The 25,156-nt window shown below is 34.3% G+C and carries 17 protein-coding genes; 4 read left to right on the top strand and 13 right to left on the bottom strand.

What is annotated here, in order from left to right:
- Positions 1–30 precede the first annotated feature (30 nt).
- Positions 31–3,831, bottom strand: a complete 3,801-nt coding sequence (locus AD998_00910; GenBank protein ID KOY84900.1) for a methionine synthase — start codon at positions 3,829–3,831, stop codon at positions 31–33.
- Positions 3,832–3,858: 27 nt separating this feature from the next.
- Complete coding sequence (locus AD998_00905) at positions 3,859–4,074, bottom strand: hypothetical protein (GenBank protein KOY84899.1); 216 nt, start codon at positions 4,072–4,074, stop codon at positions 3,859–3,861.
- Positions 4,075–4,445: 371 nt separating this feature from the next.
- Between AD998_00905 and AD998_00900 the strand changes: the two genes are divergently transcribed.
- Together AD998_00900 and AD998_00895 are read left to right on the top strand one after the other, a co-directional pair.
- Entirely contained in the window at positions 4,446–6,722 is a 2,277-nt protein-coding gene (locus tag AD998_00900; GenBank protein ID KOY84898.1) for a hypothetical protein, read from the top strand.
- Between the two features lie 128 nt (positions 6,723–6,850).
- Positions 6,851–8,665: a molecular chaperone Hsp90 gene (locus tag AD998_00895; protein KOY84897.1), complete on the top strand. Its 1,815-nt coding sequence runs from the start codon at positions 6,851–6,853 to the stop codon at positions 8,663–8,665.
- A 31-nt stretch (positions 8,666–8,696) separates the two neighbouring features.
- Here AD998_00895 and AD998_00890 read toward each other — a convergent pair whose 3' ends face one another.
- The 4 genes from AD998_00890 to AD998_00875 form a co-directional block, all read right to left on the bottom strand.
- Positions 8,697–9,083, bottom strand: a complete 387-nt coding sequence (locus tag AD998_00890; protein KOY84896.1) for a hypothetical protein — start codon at positions 9,081–9,083, stop codon at positions 8,697–8,699.
- Positions 9,084–9,088: 5 nt separating this feature from the next.
- The gene (locus AD998_00885; GenBank protein KOY84895.1) at positions 9,089–10,636 is read right to left on the bottom strand and encodes a chemotaxis protein CheY; all 1,548 of its coding nucleotides are present in this window, start codon (positions 10,634–10,636) and stop codon (positions 9,089–9,091) included.
- A 68-nt stretch (positions 10,637–10,704) separates the two neighbouring features.
- Entirely contained in the window at positions 10,705–13,782 is a 3,078-nt protein-coding gene (locus tag AD998_00880) for an acriflavin resistance protein (GenBank protein KOY84894.1), read from the bottom strand.
- A 7-nt stretch (positions 13,783–13,789) separates the two neighbouring features.
- Complete coding sequence (locus AD998_00875) at positions 13,790–14,842, bottom strand: hypothetical protein (protein ID KOY84893.1); 1,053 nt, start codon at positions 14,840–14,842, stop codon at positions 13,790–13,792.
- Positions 14,843–15,006: 164 nt separating this feature from the next.
- Between AD998_00875 and AD998_00870 the strand changes: the two genes are divergently transcribed.
- Both AD998_00870 and AD998_00865 read left to right on the top strand, forming a co-directional pair.
- Entirely contained in the window at positions 15,007–16,032 is a 1,026-nt protein-coding gene (locus AD998_00870; GenBank protein ID KOY84892.1) for a DNA polymerase III subunit delta, read from the top strand.
- Positions 16,033–16,043: 11 nt separating this feature from the next.
- Positions 16,044–16,649, top strand: coding sequence for a hypothetical protein (locus AD998_00865; GenBank protein ID KOY84891.1), 606 nt, complete (start codon positions 16,044–16,046; stop codon positions 16,647–16,649).
- Between the two features lie 20 nt (positions 16,650–16,669).
- Here the strand turns inward: AD998_00865 and AD998_00860 are convergent, their stop codons facing one another.
- The 7 genes from AD998_00860 to AD998_00830 form a co-directional block, all read right to left on the bottom strand.
- Positions 16,670–17,122, bottom strand: a complete 453-nt coding sequence (locus AD998_00860; protein ID KOY84890.1) for a D-tyrosyl-tRNA(Tyr) deacylase — start codon at positions 17,120–17,122, stop codon at positions 16,670–16,672.
- A gap of 99 nt (positions 17,123–17,221) precedes the next feature.
- Entirely contained in the window at positions 17,222–17,968 is a 747-nt protein-coding gene (locus AD998_00855; protein KOY84889.1) for a glycosyl transferase family 2, read from the bottom strand.
- 73 nt (positions 17,969–18,041) lie between these two features.
- Entirely contained in the window at positions 18,042–21,131 is a 3,090-nt protein-coding gene (locus tag AD998_00850; GenBank protein ID KOY84888.1) for a leucyl-tRNA synthetase, read from the bottom strand.
- A 163-nt stretch (positions 21,132–21,294) separates the two neighbouring features.
- On the bottom strand, positions 21,295–22,158 hold the full coding sequence (locus tag AD998_00845) for a hypothetical protein (protein ID KOY84887.1): 864 nt from the start codon (positions 22,156–22,158) through the stop codon (positions 21,295–21,297).
- Between the two features lie 32 nt (positions 22,159–22,190).
- Positions 22,191–22,655, bottom strand: a complete 465-nt coding sequence (locus tag AD998_00840) for a hypothetical protein (GenBank protein KOY84886.1) — start codon at positions 22,653–22,655, stop codon at positions 22,191–22,193.
- 280 nt (positions 22,656–22,935) lie between these two features.
- Positions 22,936–23,352, bottom strand: coding sequence for a chemotaxis protein CheY (locus AD998_00835; GenBank protein ID KOY84885.1), 417 nt, complete (start codon positions 23,350–23,352; stop codon positions 22,936–22,938).
- A gap of 52 nt (positions 23,353–23,404) precedes the next feature.
- On the bottom strand, positions 23,405–24,949 hold the full coding sequence (locus AD998_00830; GenBank protein KOY84884.1) for an aldehyde dehydrogenase: 1,545 nt from the start codon (positions 24,947–24,949) through the stop codon (positions 23,405–23,407).
- Between the last annotated feature and the right edge of the window lie 207 nt (positions 24,950–25,156).

Raw genomic sequence — 25,156 nt, 5'->3', positions numbered from 1 at the left:
GCGTATCTTCAAGTATTTGTAAAGCTTTTCTTAATAATTCAAAACAGGGCTTAACCAGCGTTCTGCTTCATCTAAAGTCATTTTTTTGCGTTTGGCGTAATCTTCTACTTGGTCTTTTCCTATCTTTCCTAAACCAAAATATTTACTTTCTGCATTGGAAAAATACATTCCTGAAACGGCTGCTGTGGGATACATCGCATAGCTTTCTGTAAGCGTAATGCCTATTTTTTCAGTTGCTTGTAAAAGCTGGAAAATCATGCCTTTTTCTGTGTGGTCGGGGCATGCAGGATACCCTGGAGCAGGGCGTATACCAATGTATTTTTCTTTAATCAAATCTTCATTTGTAAAATGCTCATTCTTCACATAACCCCAAAACTCTTTGCGTGTACGCTCATGCATCAGTTCAGCAAATGCTTCTGCCAAACGATCTGCAATGGCTTTTACCATAATGGCATTGTAATCGTCATGGTCTTTTTCGTAAGCTTCAACAATTTTTTCGATACCAATACCCGCTGTAACAGCAAAAAAGCCCATATAGTCTGTTTTGCCTGTTTCTTGTGGAGCAATGAAATCTGCTAAGGCAAAGTTTGGTAAATTTTCAGCTTTTTGGTTCTGCTGACGAAGTGTATGCAATACTTCAAGCGTTTCAAAATTATTTTCTGCTACCAGAATGTCAGCATCTTGTTCTTTTTCCTGTTTTTTCTTAGGTTGGGAAACTTGATGTTTGTGTTCACCATGTTTATCGCATTGTGTAGTAACTTCTACATTTTCAAAATCATATAAAACAATATCGTCATCTCCTACACTGTTGCATGGGTAAAAACCTATGACTGCATTGGCTTGTAGAGATTTCTCTGCAATAATTTTCTCAAGCATTTTTTGAGCATCTGCATAAAGCTTTCGAGCCTCTACCCCAACGATTTCATCATCTAAGATTTTAGGGAATTTCCCTGCCAACTCCCAAGTTTGGAAGAAAGGAGTCCAGTCAATATATTTTGCTATTTCAGCTAAATCGTAATTGATAAAATACTGATTTCCTAAAAATTGAGGTTTTGTAATTGTTTGGCTGTTCCAATCAATTTTTACCTTATTTTTACGAGCTTCTTCTAAAGAAATATAGTTTTTATCAGATTTTCTGTTCAAAAAGTCTTCTTTAATTTTAATGTATTCTTCTTTAATATCAGCTACAAACTTTTCACTCTCCCCTGCTTCTTTGGTGAGTAATTTGGTTGCAACAGGTACACTTCGGCTGGCATCTAATACATGAACTACAGCACCAGAATAGTTATGAGCAATTTTTACAGCTGTATGAGCTTTAGAAGTTGTTGCTCCACCAATCAACAAGGGTACTTTAAAGCCTTCACGCTCCATTTCTTTGGCAACACCCACCATTTCATCAAGACTTGGCGTGATAAGCCCTGAAAGTCCGATAATATCTACATTTTCTTTTTTGGCCGCTTCCAAGATTTTTTGTGTAGAAACCATTACACCTAAGTCAATGATTTCAAAGCCATTACAAGCAAGTACTACACCCACAATATTTTTACCAATATCATGAACATCTCCTTTTACAGTAGCCAAAAGAATTTTCCCAGCCGAAGAAGAGGATGTATCAGCATTTTTTAATTTTTCTTCTTCCATAAAAGGCATGAGATATGCCACAGCTTTTTTCATCACCCTTGCTGATTTTACTACTTGAGGCAAGAACATTTTACCTTCTCCAAACAAATCACCTACGATGTTCATTCCATCCATCAATGGACCTTCAATCACTTGTAATGGTCTTTCAAAAGTATGTCTGGCTTCTTCTACATCTACTTCAATATAATCTGCAATACCTTTCATCAAGGCATAAGCCAAACGTTTGGCTACAGGTTCGTTTCTCCACGATAAATCTACTTCTTGGGTTTTCCCTCCTTTATCTTTAATTTTTTCGGCAAAAGAAACCAATCTTTCAGTAGAATCAGGTCTTCTATTCCAAAGAACATCTTCTACCAATTCCAATAAATCTTTTGGAATATCTTCATAAACAGCCAATTGTCCTGCATTTACAATGCCCATATCCATACCAGCATGGATGGCTTTGTATAAAAATGCTGAGTGCATCGCCTCACGAACTACTTCATTGCCTCTAAAGCTGAAAGATATATTACTTACACCACCAGAAACTTTAGCATGAGGTAAATTTTCTTTTATCCAACGGGTTGCATTTACAAAATCTATTGCATAATTATTGTGTTCTTCGATACCTGTGGCAACAGTGAGGATATTAGGGTCAAAAATAATATCGTTGGCAGGGAAACCTACTTGCTCAGTAAGAATATTATAGGCTCTTTCACAGATTTCAATACGGCGTTCATAACTATCAGCTTGTCCATTTTCATCAAAAGCCATTACAATCACGGCTGCACCATATTTTTTAACTAAATTAGCTTTCTTGATAAAATCCACTTCACCTTCTTTAAGTGAAATAGAGTTTACAACAGCTTTTCCTTGTACACATTTTAAACCAGCTTCAATAACACTCCACTTAGAGCTGTCAATCATGATAGGTAGTTTTGCAATATCTGGTTCTGAGGCAATTAGGTTTAGAAAGGTAACCATGACGGCTTCAGAATCTAGCATCCCTTCATCCATGTTTACATCTATCATCTGAGCTCCACCCTCTACTTGATTACGAGCTACAGCCAAAGCCTCTTCATATTTTTCTTCTTTGATAAGCTTTGCAAAAGCCCTTGAACCTGTTACGTTGGTACGCTCACCCACATTGATGAAACGAATTTCTTTGGTAGCTTTGAGAGGCTCTAAACCTGAATATTTAGAAATTTCATCGTTCTGAGGCAATGGACGAGGCTTATATTTTTTAGTAAGGTCTGCAATAGCCTTGATGTGAGCTGGTGAAGTGCCACAACAGCCACCAATAATATTGACAAGCTCATCTTTCAAAAAGCCATCAATAATGGATGCCATTTCTTCAGGAGTTTGATCGTACTCTCCAAAGGCATTGGGTAAGCCTGCGTTGGGGTGTGCAGATGTAAAAAATGGAGCTTTCTGAGCAATTTCTTCTGAATACGGACGTAATAAGTCAGCACCTAAAGCACAATTGAAACCTACAGAAAGTAATGGCAAATGTGAAACTGAAATTAAAAATGCTTCTGCTGTTTGCCCTGAAAGTGTGCGTCCTGAAGCATCAGTGATAGTTCCAGAAACCATGATAGGTAGTTTTTTACCTGTTTTTTCAAAGAAACTTTCTATAGCAAATAAAGCGGCTTTGGCATTTAGCGTGTCAAAAATAGTTTCAACAAGTAATAAATCTGCCCCACCCTCTACCAAACCTCTTATCTGTTCTGTATAAGCTTCTACGAGCTCATCAAAAGTAATAGCTCTAAATCCAGGGTTATTGACATCAGGAGAAAGCGAAGTGGTTTTGCTGGTTGGACCTAACGAACCTGCTACAAAACGAGGTCTATCAGGAGTAATAGTTTTATATGTTTCACAAACTTCTTTAGCAATTTTTGCAGATAAATAATTTAGTTCATACACCAAATCTTCCATGTGATAATCTGCCATCGAAACAGAAGTACTATTAAAAGTATTGGTTTCTAAAATATCAGCACCTGCTTCTAGGTATTTTCTATGGATTTCTTTGATAATTTCGGGCTGTGTAATAGAAAGCAAGTCATTATTTCCCTTCAAATCATGAGGGAAATCTTTAAATCTTTCACCACGATAGTCTTCTTCAGTCAGCTTATATTGCTGAATCATTGTCCCCATTGCACCATCCAGCACAAGGATTCTCTCTTTCAGTATTTCGTAAATATTAGTCGTCATTTTTGTATAGGAAATGGTTATTATCTCTTAAAACTCTTTTATCAATTCAAATCTTTTTATTTTTTTGCCTTCCCATTCTATTTCTTCTGTGAACATAGACAAAGGTCTTACCCAAACACCATATTCACCATACAAAGCTCTATAAACTACAAGTTTCTCCCCTGTTTCTGAGTGAGTAGCAATCTCAAAAACTTCGTATAAATTATTTTTGTAGTGTTTGTAGATACCTCTGGGTATATTCATAGTTATTTTCTTGAATTATTAGTATTTAACTAAATCCAGAGAGATAATTTCATAAAAACAAGCGTAGGCATAAGTAGATAGGCTACACTTATCTTTCTCAAAACAAGTTTTGAGGGGGATTTGGCACCATTTTCCTTGCGGGTGGAACGGTTGCCAAGCCTTCATAGACCCCATGTCTCAGGCTTTCTGGATAAGTATGCAAAATTAACAAAATATTTTGAGATAAAGTTTAGATATTTGAAAAAACATATATTTTTGATTTTAAAACAATGATTTTCAATTATTTATATTCACATTGTCATATTCTTGACTTTTTTCTTTACAAAATGCTTTAAAAGAATTAATTTGCTAAAAAACTATCAATAAATACTATGGACGATTTTTTTGACGACGACTTCAATGACGACCCCAAAGATTTAGAAACACTACTTAACAACTATCGTAATTCCCCAAAAGATTATGATGCTGTTGTAGATTTAGGGTATCATTACTTGGATACCAACGATTTTGAAAATGCTATTAAGTATTTCTCTGAAGCTCACGATTTAGAACCTGAAAACCCTGAAGCTATAGAGCAACTTGCTTTTGCTTACAGAGAGCTTCGTAATTATGCAAAAGCTCTTGAATATTATTATGTAGCGGATAAATTAGAGCCAGACGAAAATTGGATTCTTAAAAATATAGGTTGGTGTCTGTCTTCGATGGGTAGATACGAAGACGCTTTAGAATATCATATTCGTGTGAATAGAACAGAACCTTCTGATGCTTGGAATTTAAGAAATCTGGGTTGGTGTTATTTAAAACTTCACGATTATAATACTGCTCTTAAATATCATCTTAAATCGGATGAGTATGAAGGGAACAATCCTTGGAACTTGGGTAAAATAGGTTATTGTTATGGGCAAATCAAACAGTTTGAAAATGCCTTGACTTATCATTTAAAAGCTGCTGATTTAGACCCTACAGATGCTTGGAACTTGAGTAACACAGGTTGGGCATATTCTTCTATTGGTAATTACGAACAAGGACTTTCTTTCCATAAAAGAGCAGCTGATTTAGACCCTGAAGATGCTTGGAATATGAGCCAAATTGGTTGGTGTTTGTCCTCTGTTGGTAAATATGGAGACGCTATCGAGTATCATGCAAAATCTGCTAAATTAAATCCTATGGATTCTTGGAATACAGGGAATTTAGGTTGGTGCTATGGAAAAGTGGGGAAATTCCAAGAAGCTTTAGAATGGCACTTGAAAACTATGGAGGTTAATCCAAAAGATGACTGGAATGTTGGAAATGTGGGTTGGTGTTACCAAAAACTTGGAGATTATACAAAAGCATTAGAGTATCATCTCAAAGCCCACGAAATCAATACACAAGATTCTTGGAATGAAAGACAAATAGGCTGGTGTAATTTTATATTGGGCAATTTGGAAGAAGCTCGTTTTTACTTAGAACGTTCAGAAGATTTGGGTAAAAATGGTGTAGTAATGCTCATGCTTGCTCATGTGTATTGGTGCTTGGGGCAAAAAGATAAAGCAGTTAATTATTATCAAGAAAGTATTTTGCTTGCTCCTGATGAAGAAACATTCTTGCGAGATTATGACAGTGATTGGTCTTTGGTGCAAAAACATGGTATTAATGAAAAAGAATACTTTGTGATGCGAGAAAATGTCATAAACTATCGAAAGAATAACGCTCAGATTATCAAGGCTGTAGAGTCTGGAAATGTCAATGATTTGATTAGAACAGTGGAAGACAATCCACAGAATTTTACAGCAAATTATGAGTTGGGTAATTATTATAAAAATAAAGAAAGAAATTATGATAATGCTCTTAAATATTATTTACAGGCAGAAAAATTGAATGGAGAACATAGCAATCTTTTAGAGGAAATCGCCTTGTGTTATAGAGAAAAAATGGATTTAGATCGTTCAGCAGAGTATTATAAAAAATCGGATGCTCTCAAACCTAATAATACATGGATTTTGAAAAATATTGGTTGGTGCTATTCATCGCAAGATAAATACGAAGAGGCTTTAGAATATCACTTGAAAGTATTTAATTTAGATGCTACAGATGCTTGGAATTTGAGTAATACTGGTTGGTGTTATTTGAAACAAAAAGATTTTGCTAAAGCTGTTGAGTTTCTATTATTAGCTGAACGCCAAAGCCCCAGAGATGGTTGGGCTTTAGGTAAAGCAGGCTGGTGTTATTATAAATTAGGTAATTATCAAAAGTCTTTGGAGTATCATTTAAAAGCTCAGGCAAATAATACTTCTGAGCCTTCATGGAATTTAGGAAGAATAGCACAAACTTACTTAGCTCTGAAAGATATAGAAAAAGCTCAAACATATATTTCCGATTCGTTGGCTATTGAAGATGATGCTTATTTCAGAATTGTGGCTGGACATATTTGGTTGTGTTCTCAAAAAATTGATGAAGCTCTTAAAAATTATAAAAATGGAGCTGTTCGTTACAGCTCTTGGAGCAATTTTTCTAATGATTTTGAGATAGATAGACAAGCTGTTTTGTCCTATGAAATTCCTGTTGAAACGTTTGAAAATATCAAAACGGAAATGGAAGATTTCTATAATAAAAATAAAGATGGAGGTTATGAAGACAATAACCCCCGATATGACAGAGACAGATAGAATTATATAAATTTTAATAAAAAGCTTCAAGAGTAAAATTTTGGAGCTTTTTTTGTGTCAATTTGTCAGGTTTTATGGCTTGGAATAGCTTTTGAATAGCAGTCTGTAAAACCAAATAGAATAAAAATATGCAAGCCAAAGGTACACTTTCAATCAATACTGAAAACATTTTCCCTATTATCAAGAAATTTTTGTATTCAGATCATGAAATTTTCTTGCGTGAATTAATTTCAAATGCTGTAGATGCTTGTCAAAAACTAAAAAGTTTGAGTTCTTTGGGCGAGTATACAGGAGAGCTTGGAGAATTAAAGGTAAATGTGTCTGTTGATAAAGAGGCAAAAACCATAACCATTTCTGATAATGGAATAGGGATGACAGCTGAAGAGATTGACAAATACATCAATCAGATAGCATTTTCAGGAGCAAATGAGTTTGTACAAAAATATCAAGATAAGATTACAGATGCTCGAAACCAAATTATCGGAAATTTCGGTTTAGGATTCTACTCTGCTTTTATGGTTTCTAAAAAAGTGGAATTAGACACCAAATCATATCAAGATGCTCCTGCTGCCAAGTGGACTTGTGAAGGAAGCACAGAGTTTAGCATAGAAGGTTCAGAGAAAAAAGAAAGAGGAACATCCATCACTTTGCATGTAGCAGAAGATTCAGAAGAATTTTTAGAAAGCTCTCGCCTGAAAGATATTCTTAAAAAATATGCCCGTTTCTTGCCTGTAAGTATAGAAATAGAAGGCGAAAAAATTAATGAAACACAACCCATCTGGACTCGCCAACCCAGTGAGTTAAAAGACGAGGATTATCTAAAATTCTATAAAGAATTATATCCTTTTTCAGAAGACCCTCTTTTTTGGATTCACCTCAATGTAGATTACCCATTCAATCTGACAGGGATTTTATATTTTCCTAAAGTAAAAAATAACATTGAACAACAAAAAAACAAAATTCAGTTATACTCTCGCCAAGTATTTATCACTGACGAAGTAAAAGATATTGTACCTGAATTTTTAATGCTTTTACATGGAGTAATAGATTCACCAGACATTCCTTTGAACGTTTCAAGAAGCTATTTACAAGCAGATGGTAATGTGAAGAAAATCAATAGTTACATTACCAAAAAAGTAGCTGATAAACTTAACGAGCTTTTTAAAGATAACAGAACTGGTTTTGAAGAGAAATGGGATAGCATTGGACTTTTTGTAAAATATGGAATGCTTACAGATGAGAAATTCTATGAAAAAGCTGAAAGATTTTGTTTGCTAAAAAATACGAAATCAAAATATTATACATTAGAAGAGTATAAAAATTATATACAAGTAAACCAAACTGATAAAAATGGAAATTTGGTATTGCTTTATACCAACGATTTTGAAAAACAGTACACCTATATAGACTCTGCTCATAAACGAGGTTATGATGTATTAGTTTTGGAGGGTATGTTGGATAACCACTTTGGCGAAATGCTTGAAAGAAAGTTGGAAAAAACGCAAGTTCGTAGAGTAGATTCGGAAGTGGTGGATAAACTGATTCAGAAAGAAGATAGTCAGGCATCTGTATTGAGTACAGAAGAATCTGAAAAGGTCGTAGAGTTGTTTAAAAAAGTGATTAAAAATGATAAAGTAACAGTTGAAGTACAAGCGATGCCTTTAGATGAAATGCCTGTACTGATTACATTACCTGAGTACATTCGTCGTATGCAAGAGATGAGTAAAGTACAAGGTTGGGCATGGGCTTTGAACGAAAATACCTTCAATGTAAGTATCAATGGAAATCACGAACTTATCCAGAAGGTACTGAAAGAAACAGATGAAACGACTCAAATCAAATTAGCTCAACATCTTTATGATTTAGCACAGCTTTCACAAGGAATATTATCAGGAGCATCATTAAGCGAATTTGTAAACAGAAGTATCAATTATTTAAAATAAAAGCAAAGCCCCAAATTAATTTGGGGCTTTTTTAGTTCATCCATTCTCCCAAATAAGGATCATAAATGTGAGTTCCTTTTAAATTACCTATGGTTTCTACAAGTATAAGTTGTTGATTATAAAATTTTTCATCAGGATCGTCTTCTGCATACATATCAATTCGAGCATTGCAGTTTTTGAGACAAGGATGTCTCTCTGACGATTCCTGAGCTTCTTGCTCTACAAAAGAATCCTGCATAAAAGGCAACCAAATATGATAATTACCTAAAACTATGGTTATTTTTTTATTTTGTAACTGAATAGAAACATCAGGTTTTTTCAAGAAATCAACATTTTCTAAAATATTCTTTAGCTTCTCCATTGAAAAATCAGCATCTTTTTCAACCCAAATGCTGTAATTATAATAATGAAAACCCATTATTTTTATTTAGATTTTAAGGTTATAAATGGAATAATCATTTCTTCCATAGAAATACCACCATGTTGAAATGTATCTTTAAAATAGCTTACATAATAGTTGTAGTTATTAGGGTAAGCAAAGAAATAATCTTCCACAGCAAACACATAAGTGGTTGATATATTGGGTTTTGGTAAAAATAGTTTTTCAGGCTTACGAGCATCAAAAACTTCTTTATCGCCAAAGCTCAGGTTTTTACCTTGTTTATATCTTAAATTAGTATTTACATTTTTATCTCCAATAATCTTGAAAGGACGTTTCACTCGAATTGTTCCGTGGTCAGTCGTAATAATAAGTCTTCCTTTTGCATCTGCAACTCTTTTAACTAGCTCAAGTAGAGGTGAGTGCATAAACCACGATTTTGTAATAGAACGATAAGCGGCCTCGTCAGGAGCTAACTCTCGAATCATCTGCATATCTGTACGAGCATGCGAAAGCATATCTACAAAATTGTAAACAATTACATTCAAATCGTGATGCATGAGGTTTTTAAAATTATCAACAAGGCTTTTTCCTTGTGTATTGGTGATAATTTTATTGTAAGAAACTTTGAGATTGAGTTTGTTTTTTTCTACTTGTTTTCTCAAAAAGTCTTCTTCATGAAGATTTTTCCCTTCTTCATCATCTTCTCCTTTCCACAATTGAGGATAATACTTTTCCATATCTGAAGGCATCATGCCTGCAAAAATAGCATTACGAGCATAAGCTGTAGTAGTTGGTAGAATAGAGTAATAAAGACTTTCTTCTTCAATATTGAAGTACTCACCAATAATAGGTGCTAAAATTCTCCATTGATCATAACGGAGATTATCTATCAGAATGAAAAATGTTTTATCTTCAAAATTAGGGAAAACTTTTTTCTTAAAAAGCTGATGAGAAAGAAGGGGTTTGTTAGCTGAAGGATCGTTGAGCCAACTTTCATAATTTTTACAAATAAACTTTGTAAAATTGGTATTTGCCTCACTCTTTTGCATTTCTAAAACTTCTCTCATACTTTTATCTTCAGATTGCTCCAAAGCCAACTCCCAGTGTACAAGTTTTTTATAAACATCTCCCCATTCTTCATGGTCAAGATTATCACCAAAAGCCATTGCTAAATTCCTAAAATCTTGTTGATAATTGAGATTTGTTTTTTCGCTAATGATACGTTTATTTTCTAAAATTTTCTTTACAGAAAGTAATATTTGGTTGGGATTGAGAGGTTTAATAAGATAATCTGAAATTTTTGCTCCAATAGCTTCCTCCATGATATACTCCTCTTCACTTTTAGTAATCATCACTACAGGAATATGAGGTTTAATGGTTTTCATTTGGCTCAAAGTTTCTAAACCACTCATTCCAGGCATATTTTCATCTAAAAATATAACATCAAAATTTCGCTCTTGAAATAAATCTAAAGCATCTGAACCACTATTGACAGGAGTTACTTCGTATCCTTTTTGTTTTAAAAAAAGAATATGTGGCTTGAGCAAATCGATTTCATCATCAGCCCAAAGAATTTGATAGTTCTGCATAAAAAATATTTTAGAGGAAAAGGTATAAAGGATACAACTGGCTATAACAAGAAAAATGCCAAGAAATTTTAGACCCTTTCGAGTTCTTTATTATGAACTTGTTTTTTGCGTGATAAATACATATAAATAGCAGGAATTACATACAATGTTAGGACTAAACTAAATAAAAGCCCTCCAACAATTACAATTCCCAAAGGCATACGACTTTGGGCAGCAGCACCCAATGAAAGGGCAATGGGCAATGCACCCAGCATGGTAGCCAATGAAGTCATCAGGATGGGGCGTAAACGCTGCTTAGAGGCTTCCAAAAGAGCTTCCAATTTTGGTGTACCATGTTCTCGTTTCTGGTTTGCAAATTCTACAATCAAAATACCGTTTTTAGTAACCAAACCAATGAGCATAATCATGCCAATCTGAGAAAAAATATTCACAGTTTGTCCAAAGATCCAAAGACTTAATAATGCTCCTGCAAGTGCTAAAGGTACTGTAAACATGATGATAAGTGGATCAATAAAACTCTCAAACTGAGCAGCTAAGACCAAGTAAATCAATAATAAAGCTAATAAAAATGCAAAAGATGTGTTGGACGAACTTTCAGCATAATCTCTGGATGGTCCTGAAAGAGAAGTAGCAAAAGTATCATCTAATAAATTTTTACCAATGGCTTGCATGGCAGTTATTCCGTCCCCAATTGTTTTACTTGGAGCTAAAGATGCTGAAATCGTAGCAGATTTATAACGATTGTAATGGAATAACTGAGGAGGATTACTGGTTTCTTTAATGCTTACAAGTGTACTAAGCTGTACAAGCTCATTACGATTGTTACGAATATAAATACTACTCAAATCTGTTGGCTCATCTCTATTTTCTCTACTTACTTGCCCAATGACCTGATACTGTTTGCCATTCATCAAAAAGTAACCAATTCTTCTACCACTATAAGCTGCTTGTAGTGCTTCAGCTATATCGGCAGTTGTAACGCCTAAGTCTTTGGCTTTGAGTCTATCTACTGTAATTTCAATTTCAGGTTTATTGAATTTTAGGTTGACATCTACAGCTTGAAACGTTCCACTTTTTCTAGCTTCTTCCAAAAATTTGGGAATAACAGATTTGATTTTCTCAAAGTCAAAATTTTGTATAACAAACTGAACAGGCAAAGCACCTCTTGAACCTAAACCTACAGAAATAGTTTGTTCTTGAACTACAAAAATACGCCCATCATTAAACTGTGATAGCTTTTTATTGGTATAGTCAACTAGTTCTTTTTGTGAACGAGTACGTTCATTGGGTTCTGTTAAGATTGCTCTTAAAAATGCAGAATTTGTACTACCTCCTGCAAAAGTAGCTGCCGTTGAACTAAATACTAGTTTTGCTTCAGGAATAGAATCTTTTAAAAATGTAGCAAATCTATCTACATAATCTGACATATAATCGAAAGATGTACCTTCTGGAGCAGTTACACTCAAACGAAAATTGCTTCTATCTTCCATAGGTGCTAACTCTGAGGGTAAAGTTGTAAACAGCCAATAAATTGCTCCCATACAAACACCAATAATCACGAAAGCTATAAACTTAACTTTTACAAAAGCTTGTAAAGTACTTTTATACCCTGATTCCATTTTTTCGTAAAAAGGTTCTGTAACTCTATAAAACCAAGAGGGTTTATCATCTTTTTTATTGAGCCAAACATTCAAAACAGGTGTGAGTGTAAGTGATACAAAAGCTGAAATAAGTACAGCTCCAGCTACCACTACTCCAAACTCTTTGAATAAAGAACCTACAAAACCTTGTAAGAACAAAATGGGTAAAAATACAACTGCAAGTGTAATAGAAGTAGAAATAACAGCAAATAAAATCTCGTTACTGCCTTCTTTGGCTGCTTTTTGGATTGGATAGCCTTGTTCTAATTTTCTGAAAATATTCTCTGTAACGACTATACCATCATCTACGACAAGCCCTGTTGCAAGCACAATACCCAGCATGGTAAGAATATTGATAGAATAGCCGGCCAAATACATAATGAAAAATGTCGCTATCAACGAAACTGGAATATCAATGAGAGGGCGAATGGCTATGAGCCAATTACGGAAAAATAAATAAATAATTAACACCACTAATCCAAAGGCAATTAACAGTGTTTCAGCTACTTCTACAATAGATTGCTTGATATATTTGGTTGAGTCGAAAAGAACTTGAAAACGAATATGTTCAGGAATTTCTTTTTTGAGCTCTTCTAAACGTTTGTTAAACTCTTCTGAAATTTTAACATAATTAGACCCTGGTTGTGGAATAATAGCCAGAGCTAAACCTCCATTTCCATTTAGTTTCCAATTGGTTTCTTCTATTTCTGTACCCAATTCTACACCTGCTATATCTTTGAGGCGTATAATACCATCTTGTGTGGAACGAATCACAACATTTTCAAAGTCTGCTTCTGTAGAAAGCTTACCAATAGTCTTAATGGTAAGTTCCGTTTTATTCCCAAATACTTTACCACCAGGAATTTCTATATTTTCTCGATTGAGAGCTTGTTGGATGTCATTGATGGTAACATTGTATGCCTGCATTCTTTCAGGTTTAAACCACAGACGCATAGCATAGCGTTTATCACCAAAAATATTAATACGACTGACATCAGGTATGGTTTGCAATTTTTCTTGTAGAACATTTGCTGCAAAATCGTTGATTTCTAAGATATTAAATTTTGTACTTTGTACTGCCAATATGATAATCGGGTCTGCTGAAGCATCAGCTTTTGAAACAACTGGAGGTGCATCCAAATCTTGTGGCAATTGGCGTGTAGCCTGCGAAGCTTTATCACGAACATCATTGGCAGCAGCCTCCAAATCTACATCCAAATTGAACTCTACAGTAATAGTGCTACTCCCTTGCGAACTGGTAGAAGAAATAGTCCGAACACCCTGAATACCATTAATCGCTTTTTCCAAAGGTTCTGTAATCTGGCTTTCAATAATATCAGCATTGGCTCCTGTGTATGATGTTCGTACAGTAATCACAGGAGGATCTATAGCTGGATAATCCCTGACACTCAAGAATTTATAGCCAATCCCGCCAAATAGCATGAGAATAATAGACATGACTACTGCAAAAACTGGACGGCGTAAACTAAATGATGCTAAACTCATAACTCTATTATTGAATAACTTTTTTAACAATCACTTGGCTTGTAGGCTTTAAAAATAAAATACCTGTAGTAGCTACTGTATCACCTGCTTTTAAACCTTTTAAAATCTGAACTTTAGATTCTTTTCTTGCACCTGTTTCTACATCAGTAAAAATAGCCTTACCACTTCGTATAATAGCCACTTTTTTGCCTCTTGTTTCAGGAATAATGGCATTACTAGGTACAAGAATAGCTTTTTGGGTTTGGGCTGTACCTACAAATACACGAGTAAACATACCTCCTAAAACGCCTTCTGTACTACCTTCAACCCTTGCTCTTACCTTTAAATTTCTTGTAGTAGCACTAATTTGAGGTTCTATAGCAATAATCTGAGCATTGAGTAAGTTTTCAGTACCTTCCACTTTCAACGAAACTTTTTCGCCAAGTTTTATTTTTTGAATATATTGTTCTGGAACATTGAAATCTACCTGAATATTCGTATTTTGGAGTGTAACAATAATATTATTAGGAGAAACATAAGCTCCCAAACTCACTTGTCGAAGTCCTAATTTGCCTGAAAAAGGTGCTGTAATGACAGTTTTCCTGACTTGAGCTTGTACAAACTCTATATCAGCTTGCAGGCTTTGTACTTGGCTCAAAACTTGGTCATATTCTTGTTGGTTTACACCACCTACTTCCAAAAGCTTTTTGAGTCTTTCTTCATTTTTTTTTGCAAGAACTAATTGAGCTTGATTTTTTTTGAGTTGAGCCTGTAAATCATCACTATTTAAGCGACCAAGTACAGTTCCTTGTCCTACAAAGTTACCTTCGGGGATACTCAAAGCCACAATTTTTCCAGAAGCTTCAGGACGAATTTCTACAAAATCTTGCGATTGTAATGAGCCACTTACTTCCAAAGGACTTGTAAAATCTACTTCAGTTGCAATAATAGCTTCTACTGTAACAGGAGGTTCTTTTTTAGGGGCGTTATTGCTTGGAGTATCCTTGCTTTTCCCATTTCCTGAACTGCAACTGTATAAAAATAACGTATAAGCGATAATAGAATAACTAAAAAATTTCATTAGATAAGATTGTCTGTTTTTAATAGAACGTTTTTTAGAGGGATTTTGTGTATAAAATTACGTTTTTTTATCTATTTTTGAATTAAAACAAAGCCTATAAGTTTTTATTTCGATTAATTAATAATTTCAAACCTTATAAGTTTGTATAGAAAATAAACTGCATCATGCCTATATCAAAACCTGAAGATATTCTCAAAGATTTACAGTCTAAAAAAATAGCTCCTATTTACTTTTTGCATGGCGAGGAAACTTATTATATAGACCAAATTTCTGATTATATTGAAGCCAACGCCCTACCTGAACACGAAAAAGGATTCAATCAAGTTGTGATGTATGGCAAGGACTCCCAAATGGGACAAATTGTAAATAATGCCCGCCGTTTCCCCATGATGGCAGAAAAACAGGTGGTAATAATCAAAGAGTTTCAGGAAACCAGCGATTTACGTAGTGATGAAGCCCATAAAGTGCTTCAAAAATATATAGAAACAGCTTCTCCTAGTACAGTTCTGGTATTGGCTCACAAACACAAATTATTAGACAAACGTAAAGCCCTTTACAAAGCCCTCGAAAAAAACGCTGTGGTGCTTGAAAGTAAAAAGCCCTATGACAACGAAATACCCAAATGGATAGAAAGTTATGTTCGCCAAAAGCAATATAGTATTTCACCTACAGCTACCCTCCTGCTCGCCGAATTTGTAGGAAGCGATTTGACAAGGCTCGCTAGCGAAATAGATAAAATGCTCTTGAATATTGGTGGAAGTAAACAAATTGAAGAAGATTTGGTAAGAAAGTATGTAGGACAAAGTAAAGAATACAGTATTTTCGATTTGCAGAAAACCCTGATAGACAAAGATATACTCAAAGCCAATAGGATTATTCATGTTTTTTCACAAAACCCAAAGGATAACCCCATTATCCCGATGGTAACCATTCTGTTTCAGTTTTTTACAAAAGTATTGCTTACTCACCAAACCACAGACAAAAGTGATAATGCTTTGGCTGAACTCCTGAGTGTCAATCGTTTTTTTGTGAAAGATTATCTAAATGCCAGCCGAAAATACCCTTTGCCCAAAGTGATACAAATTATTCATTTCTTACGAGAAGCCGACCTGCAAAGCAAAGGCGTAGAATCAGGAAGTATGGAAGAGGGGGATATACTCAAAGAATTGGTTTTTAAGATTTTACATTAAAAAAGAGGTCTATGTACTCAATATTTTTTATTTTCTGTTTAACAGCTTTTTCCCCTCAAAAAGATGATATTCATAAATTAGTTATGAAATGGGATGATGTTACAGAAGCAAATATGGATGCCTATTATCAAACTTGTAAAAATGATAGCTCTTGGTTTATTTTGAAGGATGTTTATAAAGAACTAAGAATATTTGAGCGTAATGATTTTTTGAGATATTTAAAAAAAGAAGGAAAGTTGAAAGATAGAATGTTTATAATAGAGTTGACAGGACATTTTTTTAGGACATTAGAATATCGTTCTCCAAAAATGCTTGTAATTACTCAAAATATAAAAGGTAAGCTATATATTAAAGATTATGAGATAGGAACAGGACATAAGAATGAAGATTGGATATTACAAGGAATAAAAGAAATCGAATATTTTGATTTAAAAGAAACAGTAAAAAATACTATAGATTGTACTAAATATACAAATCATCTTTACACAAGTTTTACAATTTCTTATCTTGAAAATATTTATGGAGATACAAAAATTTATAGTAGATATTACGATTATGATAATGTAAATCCAGCAAGTATTTTATATAAATTCTTAAAAAAAGGCTGGGGAGATTAACTCCTGAAAAATGATTAGAGTTACTTCCTATTTTTAGAATCAATGATAATGGTAACAGGACCATCATTGAGTAAATTTACTTGCATATCTGCTCCAAATTCACCTGTTTGGATGGATTTACCTAATTCTTGAGAAAATATAGCAATAGATTTTTCGTAAAGAGGAATCGCTATTTCTGGGCGGGCAGCCTCAATAAACGAAGGACGATTGCCTTTTTTGGTGCTTGCAAATAATGTAAACTGACTTACAAGCAGAATATTTCCACCCACATCTTGTACCGAAAGGTTCATTTTTTGTTCGCTATCCGAAAAAATACGCATCTGTACAATTTTTTTGGCAAGCCAGTCAATATCTTCTTGGGTGTCATCTTGCCCGATACCCAACAAAACAAGCAAACCTACCCCAATTTCCGAATGGAGTTTTCTCTCAATGGTTACAGATGCGTTTTTTACACGCTGAATAACAGCAATCATACTTTAGATATTAGACTTGAGATATGGGATGCAAGGAAATGAAAGAAAGAGAAAAAACTTTTAAATAATTTTTTCTCTCATCTCCAATTTCCAATAAATTTATTTCCCTGTCAGAACTTTCCACTTGAAAATCCCCAGCTTTGTAAAGAAATATCTCAACGAAACTCCCAAAACCCCAAAACCGTATTTCATACTACGCTTAAAATTGATAGAAGAAGCCTCTTTGAAATATTTGGTAGGACAAGTTACTTCTCCAATTTCGTAACCTTTATAAAAAATTTGAGCAATCATCTGATTATCAAACACAAAATCATCAGAATTATAAGTAAAATCTATACTTTTAATTACCTCTCCCGAAAAAGCTCTATAACCTGTATGATACTCAGAGAGTTTCTGATTCATCAATACATTTTGCGAAAACGTCAAGAAACGGTTTGCAATGTATTTGTACATGGGCATTCCTCCTTTCAAAGCACCTTTGCCCAGTATGCGAGAACCAAATACAACAGGATATAAATCATTTCCAATAATGGAAATCATGGCAATCAGAAGTTTTGGAGTATACTGATAATCAGGGTGTAACATGATTACAATATCCCCACCCAACTCCATAGCTTTTTTATAACAAGATTTCTGGTTACCACCATAACCCTTGTTTTTCTCGTGAACGACAATATGCTTGATACCAAGCTTCTGACCAACAGCTACAGTGTCATCTTTGCTGGCATCATCTACCAAAACCACTTCATCCACATACTCAAAAGGAATCTCTTGGTAGGTTTGTTCTAAGGTTTTTGCTGCATTATAAGCAGGTAAAACAACAATTACTTTTTTATTTTGATACATAATATTTAGTACAGAGTAATGAGTAGAAACACAAATAACATACAATAATTTATCATTTATAACTCATCACTGCTTAGATTACTACGTTTACAATTTTCTTTGGAACGACAATCACTTTTTTCGCAGGTTGCCCTTCTAACCATTTTTGTACAATTTCGTTCTCCAATACAGCTTTTTCAATGGCTTCTTTAGGCATATCCAAAGCAAACTCAATGTTTGTTCTATGCTTGCCATTGATGGAAATAGGATAAGAAAACGAATCTTCTTGTAAATATTTCTCCTCTAAAATAGGATAACTAGCTGTGTTAATGGTTTCTGTATGCCCTGATAAACTCCACAATTCTTCTGTGATATGCGGAGCATAAGGAGCAAGCAACACCAATAATGGCTCTAAAATAGACTTTTTATTGCATTTTAAATCAGTCAGTTCGTTTACACAAATCATGAATGTACTTACAGGTGTATTGAAAGAGAAACGTTCAATATCTTCTGTTACACGCTTGATGGCTGTGTGTAAAGCTTTAAACTCTTCTTTGGTAGGTTCAGTCTCCGAAACATTCAATTCTCCTTTATCATCATGAAACAAACGCCATAATTTTCTCAAAAACTTGTGAGTTCCTTCAATTCCGTTGGTATTCCAAGGCTTAAATTGCTCCAAAGGACCTAAAAACATTTCATACAAACGCAAAGTATCAGCCCCATAACGTTCTACAATATTATCAGGATTTACAACATTGTACCAACGCTTCGACATTTTTTCTACTTCATACCCACAAATATACTTTCCATCTTCTAAAATAAATTCTGCATCTTCTAAATCAGGTCGCCACTTTCTAAAAGCATCTATATCAAGAATTTCATTTTCTACAATATTTACATCTACGTGCAAATCAATGGTTTCATAATCTTTTCTGAGATTATGAGAAACGAATAAATTAGGTAATTCATAATCATTTAAAGGGAATTGTAAAAAATCACCTCCACTCAAGGCTGTTTTAATGCGTTCAATGGTTTCACCAACATTCACAAAAATTTCCTCTACAGAAACAAACATTACTTGGCAACCTTGTGGCATAAATTCGGCATATTTTGCTAAATACTCTTGCCAATTTTCTTTGATGATAGACTGCGAACGAATTTCAACAGCAATATTTTTTTCTTTGTGTAGAAAATCCAATTTCAAATCGCCAGAAGTAGTTTCTTGCGTAAAACCTAAAGGAAGTAAATATTCTGTCAATCTTTTAGAAGCATGAACTTCTTTATATAAAACCTTATAAGCAAAATTACTACGTCCCTGAATCATTCCTTGGTTAATCATTTTTTGGAAAGGCTCAGGCTTTGAAATATAACCTAAATCAAATAATGCTTTATTCCAAAAACGACTGTATAACAAGTGTCCTGTACCATGCTCAGCACCACCAATATACAAATCTACATTTTGCCAATATTGTTCTTTCTCTTTACTTACAAACTCCTTATCGTTGTTTGCGTCCATATAACGCAACCAATACCAGCTACTACCAGCCCAACCTGGCATAGTGCTTAATTCGTATTCATATTCATTCTGATATTTCCAGTCTTCTGCTCTGCCCAAAGGTGGCTCACCCGATTCTGTAGGTAAATATTTGTCAATTTTAGGAAGTTCCAATGGCAATTCTTTTTCTTCAATGAGTTTGGGAATACCATTTTTAAAATAAACGGGTACAGGCTCACCCCAATAACGCTGACGGCTAAACACTGCGTCACGCATTTTGTAGTTCACTTTTTTTACACCAAAATTATTTTTTTCTGCAAATTCAATAGCTTTTTCAATGGCTTCATTGCTTTCCAAACCACTCAAAAATCCAGAATTAATCATCTTGCCATATTTCTTCTCTGTTGGGTTCTCAGCATCTTCTGTACCTTCTATTACTCTTACAATAGGTAAATTAAAATGTATTGCAAAACGATAATCTCTATCGTCTGAACTGGGTACACCCATTACGGCACCAGTACCATAACCAGCCAGTACATATTCAGCAACCCAAACAGGAATTTGCTCATTGGTAAACGGATTGATAGCATAACTGCCTGTAAAGGCACCTGAAACAGTTTTGACATCTGCCATACGGTCTCTTTCACTTCGGTTGGTAGCTTTTTCTACATAAGCTTCTACCTCTGCTTTCTGAGCAGGTGTTGTAATCTGGCTAACCAATTCATTTTCAGGAGCTAAAACTAAATAAGTTACTCCATAAATAGTATCTATACGAGTCGTAAAAACTGTAATGGTGGCTTCATTGGTAGCCAATTTGAAAGTAACTTCAGCTCCAATACTTCTACCAATCCAGTTTTTTTGTACTTCTTTGATACTCTCTGACCAATCTAATGTTTCTAAATCGTTCAAAAGACGTTCTGCATAAGCTGTAATACGCATCATCCACTGACGCATCAATTTACGCTCCACAGGATAGCCACCACGCTCCGAAACACCATCTTTTACTTCATCGTTGGCTAGTACAGTTCCCAATGCAGGACACCAGTTTACGTATGCGTCTGCAAGGTATGTCAAACGATATTTTAATAAAATGTCAGATTGTTCTTGTTCAGAAAACCCATTCCATGCTTCTGCTGAAAATACAGGGGTGTCTTCATCACAAACAGCCTTTACTTGTGCATTACCATTTTTCTTAAATTCAGCAATAAGCATATTGATATGTTCAGCTTTGTCTGTTGCTTTGTTGTACCAAGCCTCAAACAAACGCATGAAAATCCATTGTGTCCATTTGTAATAATTAGGGTCAGAAGTTTGTACTTCCCTGTCCCAATCATACGAAAAGCCAATATTTTTTAATTGTTCTTTATAACGAGTGATATTTTCAGTAGTAGTAATGGCAGGATGTTGCCCTGTTTGGATAGCATATTGCTCAGCAGGCAAACCAAAGCTATCAAAACCCATTGGGTGCAATACATTGAAGCCCTTAGCTCTTTTATAGCGAGCAATAATATCGGATGCAATATAACCCAGAGGATGCCCCACATGCAAACCAGCTCCAGAAGGATAAGGAAACATATCGAGTACATAATATTTAGGCTTAGAAGAATTTTCTTGTGTTTGATAAGTATTTTTCTCTGCCCAATTTTTTTGCCATTTGGGTTCTATTTCTCTGAAATTGTAATCTGCCATCGCTTTGTGAAGTAAAAATTTTTGCAAAATTACAATTTGCAAAAGACTTTGAAAAGAGAAAAGCCAAAGAAATAGAAGTATTTATGAAAATTTTTATTTTTTATGCAATAAAAAACCCTACAAAATTGATTTTGTAGGGTTTTGAAAAATATTTATTGTATTATTAGAAGTAGAATAAAACGTTGATAGCTCCATTAAGGTTATCCACACCAGCTCTAATACTAGAGAATCCACCATTTCTGAATACTTCAGTTTCAATTTTACGTACAGAACCAGCAGCACTGTCCCAAGTCTCAGTTGTAACAATACCTTTTCCTTGAATGCTTCCACCTAAAGTATAGCCAAATTCGCCACCAATAGAGATTTTAGGAGCAAAGAAATACTCAACACCTACGAAACCTCTAGCACCAACAAATAAATTAGCACTGTTTCTTTCAGTTAAAACTCTTGAGAAACCATTTGTATTATTTGTGTTACCAGCAAAGTTTGTAGTTTCAGGAGCATTGAAATCTTGAGTGATAGCATTGCCATACTGGTATTTTACTCTGTTTCCAGATACACCAAAAAGGAATTCACCACCATAAATACCTTGCAATCTTCCTTTTCCTCTACGTTTTTCGTAACCACCAGCCAATAAAACATCTGTAGATGTTACAGTTCTCCAATCTTCATTGAAAGAAGGAGCTAAAGGATCAGGAGATATATTGCTTGCAAATACGATAGCTTTTTGAGTATTAGCTCCAGTATTTAAGGCAAATCTTGCTCTTAAAGCTGTGTTTGCATTCAACATTTTTTTACCAAATAAAGCTACAGGAACGTTGCTAGGGTTGTTTACGTAAGTAAAAGAAGGGTTTGCGGCTCCTCTTGTTACATAATTTAAAAATTGGTTGGCACTAATTCCAATAGCAAACTCTTTCTCTTCAGGTAAAATAGGAGTACCTTTCTTAGAAGTTAAAGAAGTTTCATCTTGAGCAAATACATTTGCACAAAGTGCGAATGCTGCCAGAAAAGAATATATTTTTTTCATTGAATTAATCTGTTTCTAGTTAATGGAGAATATTAGTAAGCTAAATCTTGGATGAATGAACCACCTTTGTAAACAGTTACATCTGCAGCTGCAACGCTGAATTTTTTACGAACAGCAGTACCACCAAGAGCAGGAACTTGATTAGCTTCAAAATCACCACCACGTACAGAAACTGTGAAAGGTTTTTCAACAGCGTCAATTTCTACACTATATTTACCATCAGAACCAATAGTTGCTTCATATACTTTATCAGCATAAGTTACACTAGAAGAAGGATTTAATACAAGAGATTTTGTGCTAACAATTACAGAAACTTTTAGACCAGTAGGTACAGAACCTTGACGACCAGTTTGGTTTAAATCTAAATCTACAGTTGCTAAACCAGTGATAGTCGCTTTACCTGTAGGAACTGAAGTAGGGTTATCTGCATTTTTGTTTTTGCAACCACCAAAAGCTAAAGAAGCTACAACTACTGCTGAAAGAATAATTCTTTTCATAGGAATACTTTTTTTGATTAAAAATTTAAGAATAAAATAATACAAATTACTTCACAAATGTTATGCCAAATAAGATAACGATTTTGTTGTTTAAAATGATTTAAAACAAACTTTTATTTGGAAATAAAATGTTTTGCAAAAATAAAAAAATGAATCTTAATAGAACGTAAAGATTTATGAAAGGCGTAGTTTCTTTTACCAATAGAATGTTATGATATACAAAAAGCATCTTTTAAAAATATAAAAGATGCTTTTTGTAAAAATGTCAGTATTTGTCAGCCTAAACCTCTAATTTTTTGAGATTGTCAGGAGATAAGGGCTTATTGATATACTTTTTAACATATTGATATTTTTTTGACTTGCTCATATCCTGAGGGTTGATAGATGATGTCAGCATCACAATTTTACAATACTCTTTTGTAGTATGACTAAGTGTATCAAACTCATCTAAAAACTGAAAACCATCCATTAAAGGCATATCAATATCTAAAAAAATAAGCTCAGGCAAGCCCTGATTACCTGTAATAGGGGCTATTTTTTCGATATTTTTCAGAAATTCTATGGCACTCTTGCCCCCTGTATGTGTAAAAATATAGTCGCAAATATTAGAAGCTTCTATAATTTTTTGATTAATAAGGTTATCAATTTCATTATCATCAATGAGCATAATAGCTTTATAAGGTTTTTGGGCTGCCATATAGTTCTTTATTATTGAGTTAAACTTGAGTTAGCAAATAAATAATTTTTTTTTAAAAATCAAATTTTATTCCTTGAGCCAAGGGTAGCTGAGTACTATAATTGATAGTATTGGTTTGGCGACGCATATAGGCTTTCCAAGAATCAGAGCCAGATTCTCTTCCTCCACCAGTCTCTTTTTCACCACCAAAAGCACCTCCAATTTCAGCTCCTGATGTACCAATATTTACGTTGGCAATACCACAATCAGAACCAGCATAAGCCAAAAATGTTTCTGCTTGTAATAAATTGGTAGTAAAAATAGAAGAAGAAAGTCCTTGTTTTACACCATTTTGGATGGCAATTGCATTTTCTACTTCTCCACTATATTTGATAAGATATAAAATTGGTGCGAAAGTTTCCTCTTGTACCATTTCATAACTATTTTCTGCTTCTACAATTGCAGGGGTTACATAATTTCCTTTTTCTGAAAGAACTGTTCCGCCTACCAAAAGTTTCCCCCCTTCTTTTTGAACATGTTCCAATGCTTTTTCAAACATTTTAACAGCATCTTGATCAATAAGTGGACCTACCAATGTTTTAGAATCCAAAGGATTACCAATTGGTAAATTAGGATAAGTTTTTACTAATCTGTTTTTCACTTCTTCATAAACTGAATCATGCACAATAAGTCTACGTGTTGTTGTACAACGTTGACCAGCTGTACCTACAGCCCCAAATAAAGTGGCTCTGATAGCCATTTCTAAATCAGCATTTTCTGTTATAATAATAGCATTATTTCCTCCTAATTCTAAAATAGTCTTACCTAATCTTTTAGAAACAGCTTCTCCTACTTTCTTACCCATGCGTGTAGAACCAGTGGCAGAAACTAAAGGAACTCTTGTATCATTAGACATTTTTTCGCCAATAGTAGCATCTCCAATAATTAAACTAAATACACCTTCAGGCAGATTATTGCTTCTTAATACATCTGCAATAATATTCTGACAAGCTAATGCTGTAAGAGGAGTTTTCTCTGAGGGTTTCCAGACAGAAACATTTCCACAAACAGCAGCAATCATGGAGTTCCAAGACCAAACAGCTACAGGAAAATTGAAAGCTGAAATAATACCTACAATACCTAATGGATGCCACTGCTCATACATACGGTGGTCTGGGCGTTCAGAATGCATGGTCAAACCATACAATTGGCGAGAAAGTCCTACTGAAAAGTCACATATATCAATCATTTCTTGGACTTCACCTAAGCCTTCTTGGAGAATCTTACCCATTTCGTAAGTAACTAATTTCCCTAAAGCCTCCTTATGTTCTCTTAATTTATCTCCTATTTGTCTTACTATTTCTCCTCTTTTGGGTGCAGGGATTTTTCTCCAAATCTTAAAAGCTTCTTCTGCTTTTTTTATAACTATTTCATAGTCTTGTACAGTAGCCATTTCCACAGTAGCTATCAACTCTCCATTAATAGGTGAAAAAATTTGTTTTGTGTTTCTTTGGCTATTTAGTTCTGCCCAAACTAAGCCTGTGCTATAAGCTGGATTATGTGTTTTAATACCAAGCTTTTCTAAAATACCTTGAATTTCTTGATGGGCTGTTATCATAAAAAAATGCGTTGTTATGTATTTCTCTACACAAAGATAATTATAAAAATTGGAAAATAAGAAAGAATAAAAAGCTTATCAAAAAAAATTAAGAATAGCCTTAAACCTTTTTGCTCTTCAAATATCTAAGTTAAAAAAAATGTTTATTTATGTTTAGAAGCAACTTAATTTTTAACTATGGAATGCTACTGATAGCCTTATGTTTGG

Source organism: bacterium 336/3 (assembly GCA_001281695.1).
Taxonomy (GTDB): domain Bacteria; phylum Bacteroidota; class Bacteroidia; order Cytophagales; family Thermonemataceae; genus Raineya.
Note: the sequence above shows the minus strand (reverse complement) of the source record. Positions and strands in the feature narration are given on the sequence as shown.

Coding starts and splice junctions, on each gene's coding strand:
- AD998_00910 (KOY84900.1), bottom strand. CDS start 3,831: ATGACGACTAATATTTACGAAATACTGAAAGAGAGAATCCTTGTGCTG.
- AD998_00905 (KOY84899.1), bottom strand. CDS start 4,074: ATGAATATACCCAGAGGTATCTACAAACACTACAAAAATAATTTATAC.
- AD998_00900 (KOY84898.1), top strand. CDS start 4,446: ATGGACGATTTTTTTGACGACGACTTCAATGACGACCCCAAAGATTTA.
- AD998_00895 (KOY84897.1), top strand. CDS start 6,851: ATGCAAGCCAAAGGTACACTTTCAATCAATACTGAAAACATTTTCCCT.
- AD998_00890 (KOY84896.1), bottom strand. CDS start 9,083: ATGGGTTTTCATTATTATAATTACAGCATTTGGGTTGAAAAAGATGCT.
- AD998_00885 (KOY84895.1), bottom strand. CDS start 10,636: ATGCAGAACTATCAAATTCTTTGGGCTGATGATGAAATCGATTTGCTC.
- AD998_00880 (KOY84894.1), bottom strand. CDS start 13,782: ATGAGTTTAGCATCATTTAGTTTACGCCGTCCAGTTTTTGCAGTAGTC.
- AD998_00875 (KOY84893.1), bottom strand. CDS start 14,842: ATGAAATTTTTTAGTTATTCTATTATCGCTTATACGTTATTTTTATAC.
- AD998_00870 (KOY84892.1), top strand. CDS start 15,007: ATGCCTATATCAAAACCTGAAGATATTCTCAAAGATTTACAGTCTAAA.
- AD998_00865 (KOY84891.1), top strand. CDS start 16,044: ATGTACTCAATATTTTTTATTTTCTGTTTAACAGCTTTTTCCCCTCAA.
- AD998_00860 (KOY84890.1), bottom strand. CDS start 17,122: ATGATTGCTGTTATTCAGCGTGTAAAAAACGCATCTGTAACCATTGAG.
- AD998_00855 (KOY84889.1), bottom strand. CDS start 17,968: ATGTATCAAAATAAAAAAGTAATTGTTGTTTTACCTGCTTATAATGCA.
- AD998_00850 (KOY84888.1), bottom strand. CDS start 21,131: ATGGCAGATTACAATTTCAGAGAAATAGAACCCAAATGGCAAAAAAAT.
- AD998_00845 (KOY84887.1), bottom strand. CDS start 22,158: ATGAAAAAAATATATTCTTTTCTGGCAGCATTCGCACTTTGTGCAAAT.
- AD998_00840 (KOY84886.1), bottom strand. CDS start 22,655: ATGAAAAGAATTATTCTTTCAGCAGTAGTTGTAGCTTCTTTAGCTTTT.
- AD998_00835 (KOY84885.1), bottom strand. CDS start 23,352: ATGGCAGCCCAAAAACCTTATAAAGCTATTATGCTCATTGATGATAAT.
- AD998_00830 (KOY84884.1), bottom strand. CDS start 24,949: ATGATAACAGCCCATCAAGAAATTCAAGGTATTTTAGAAAAGCTTGGT.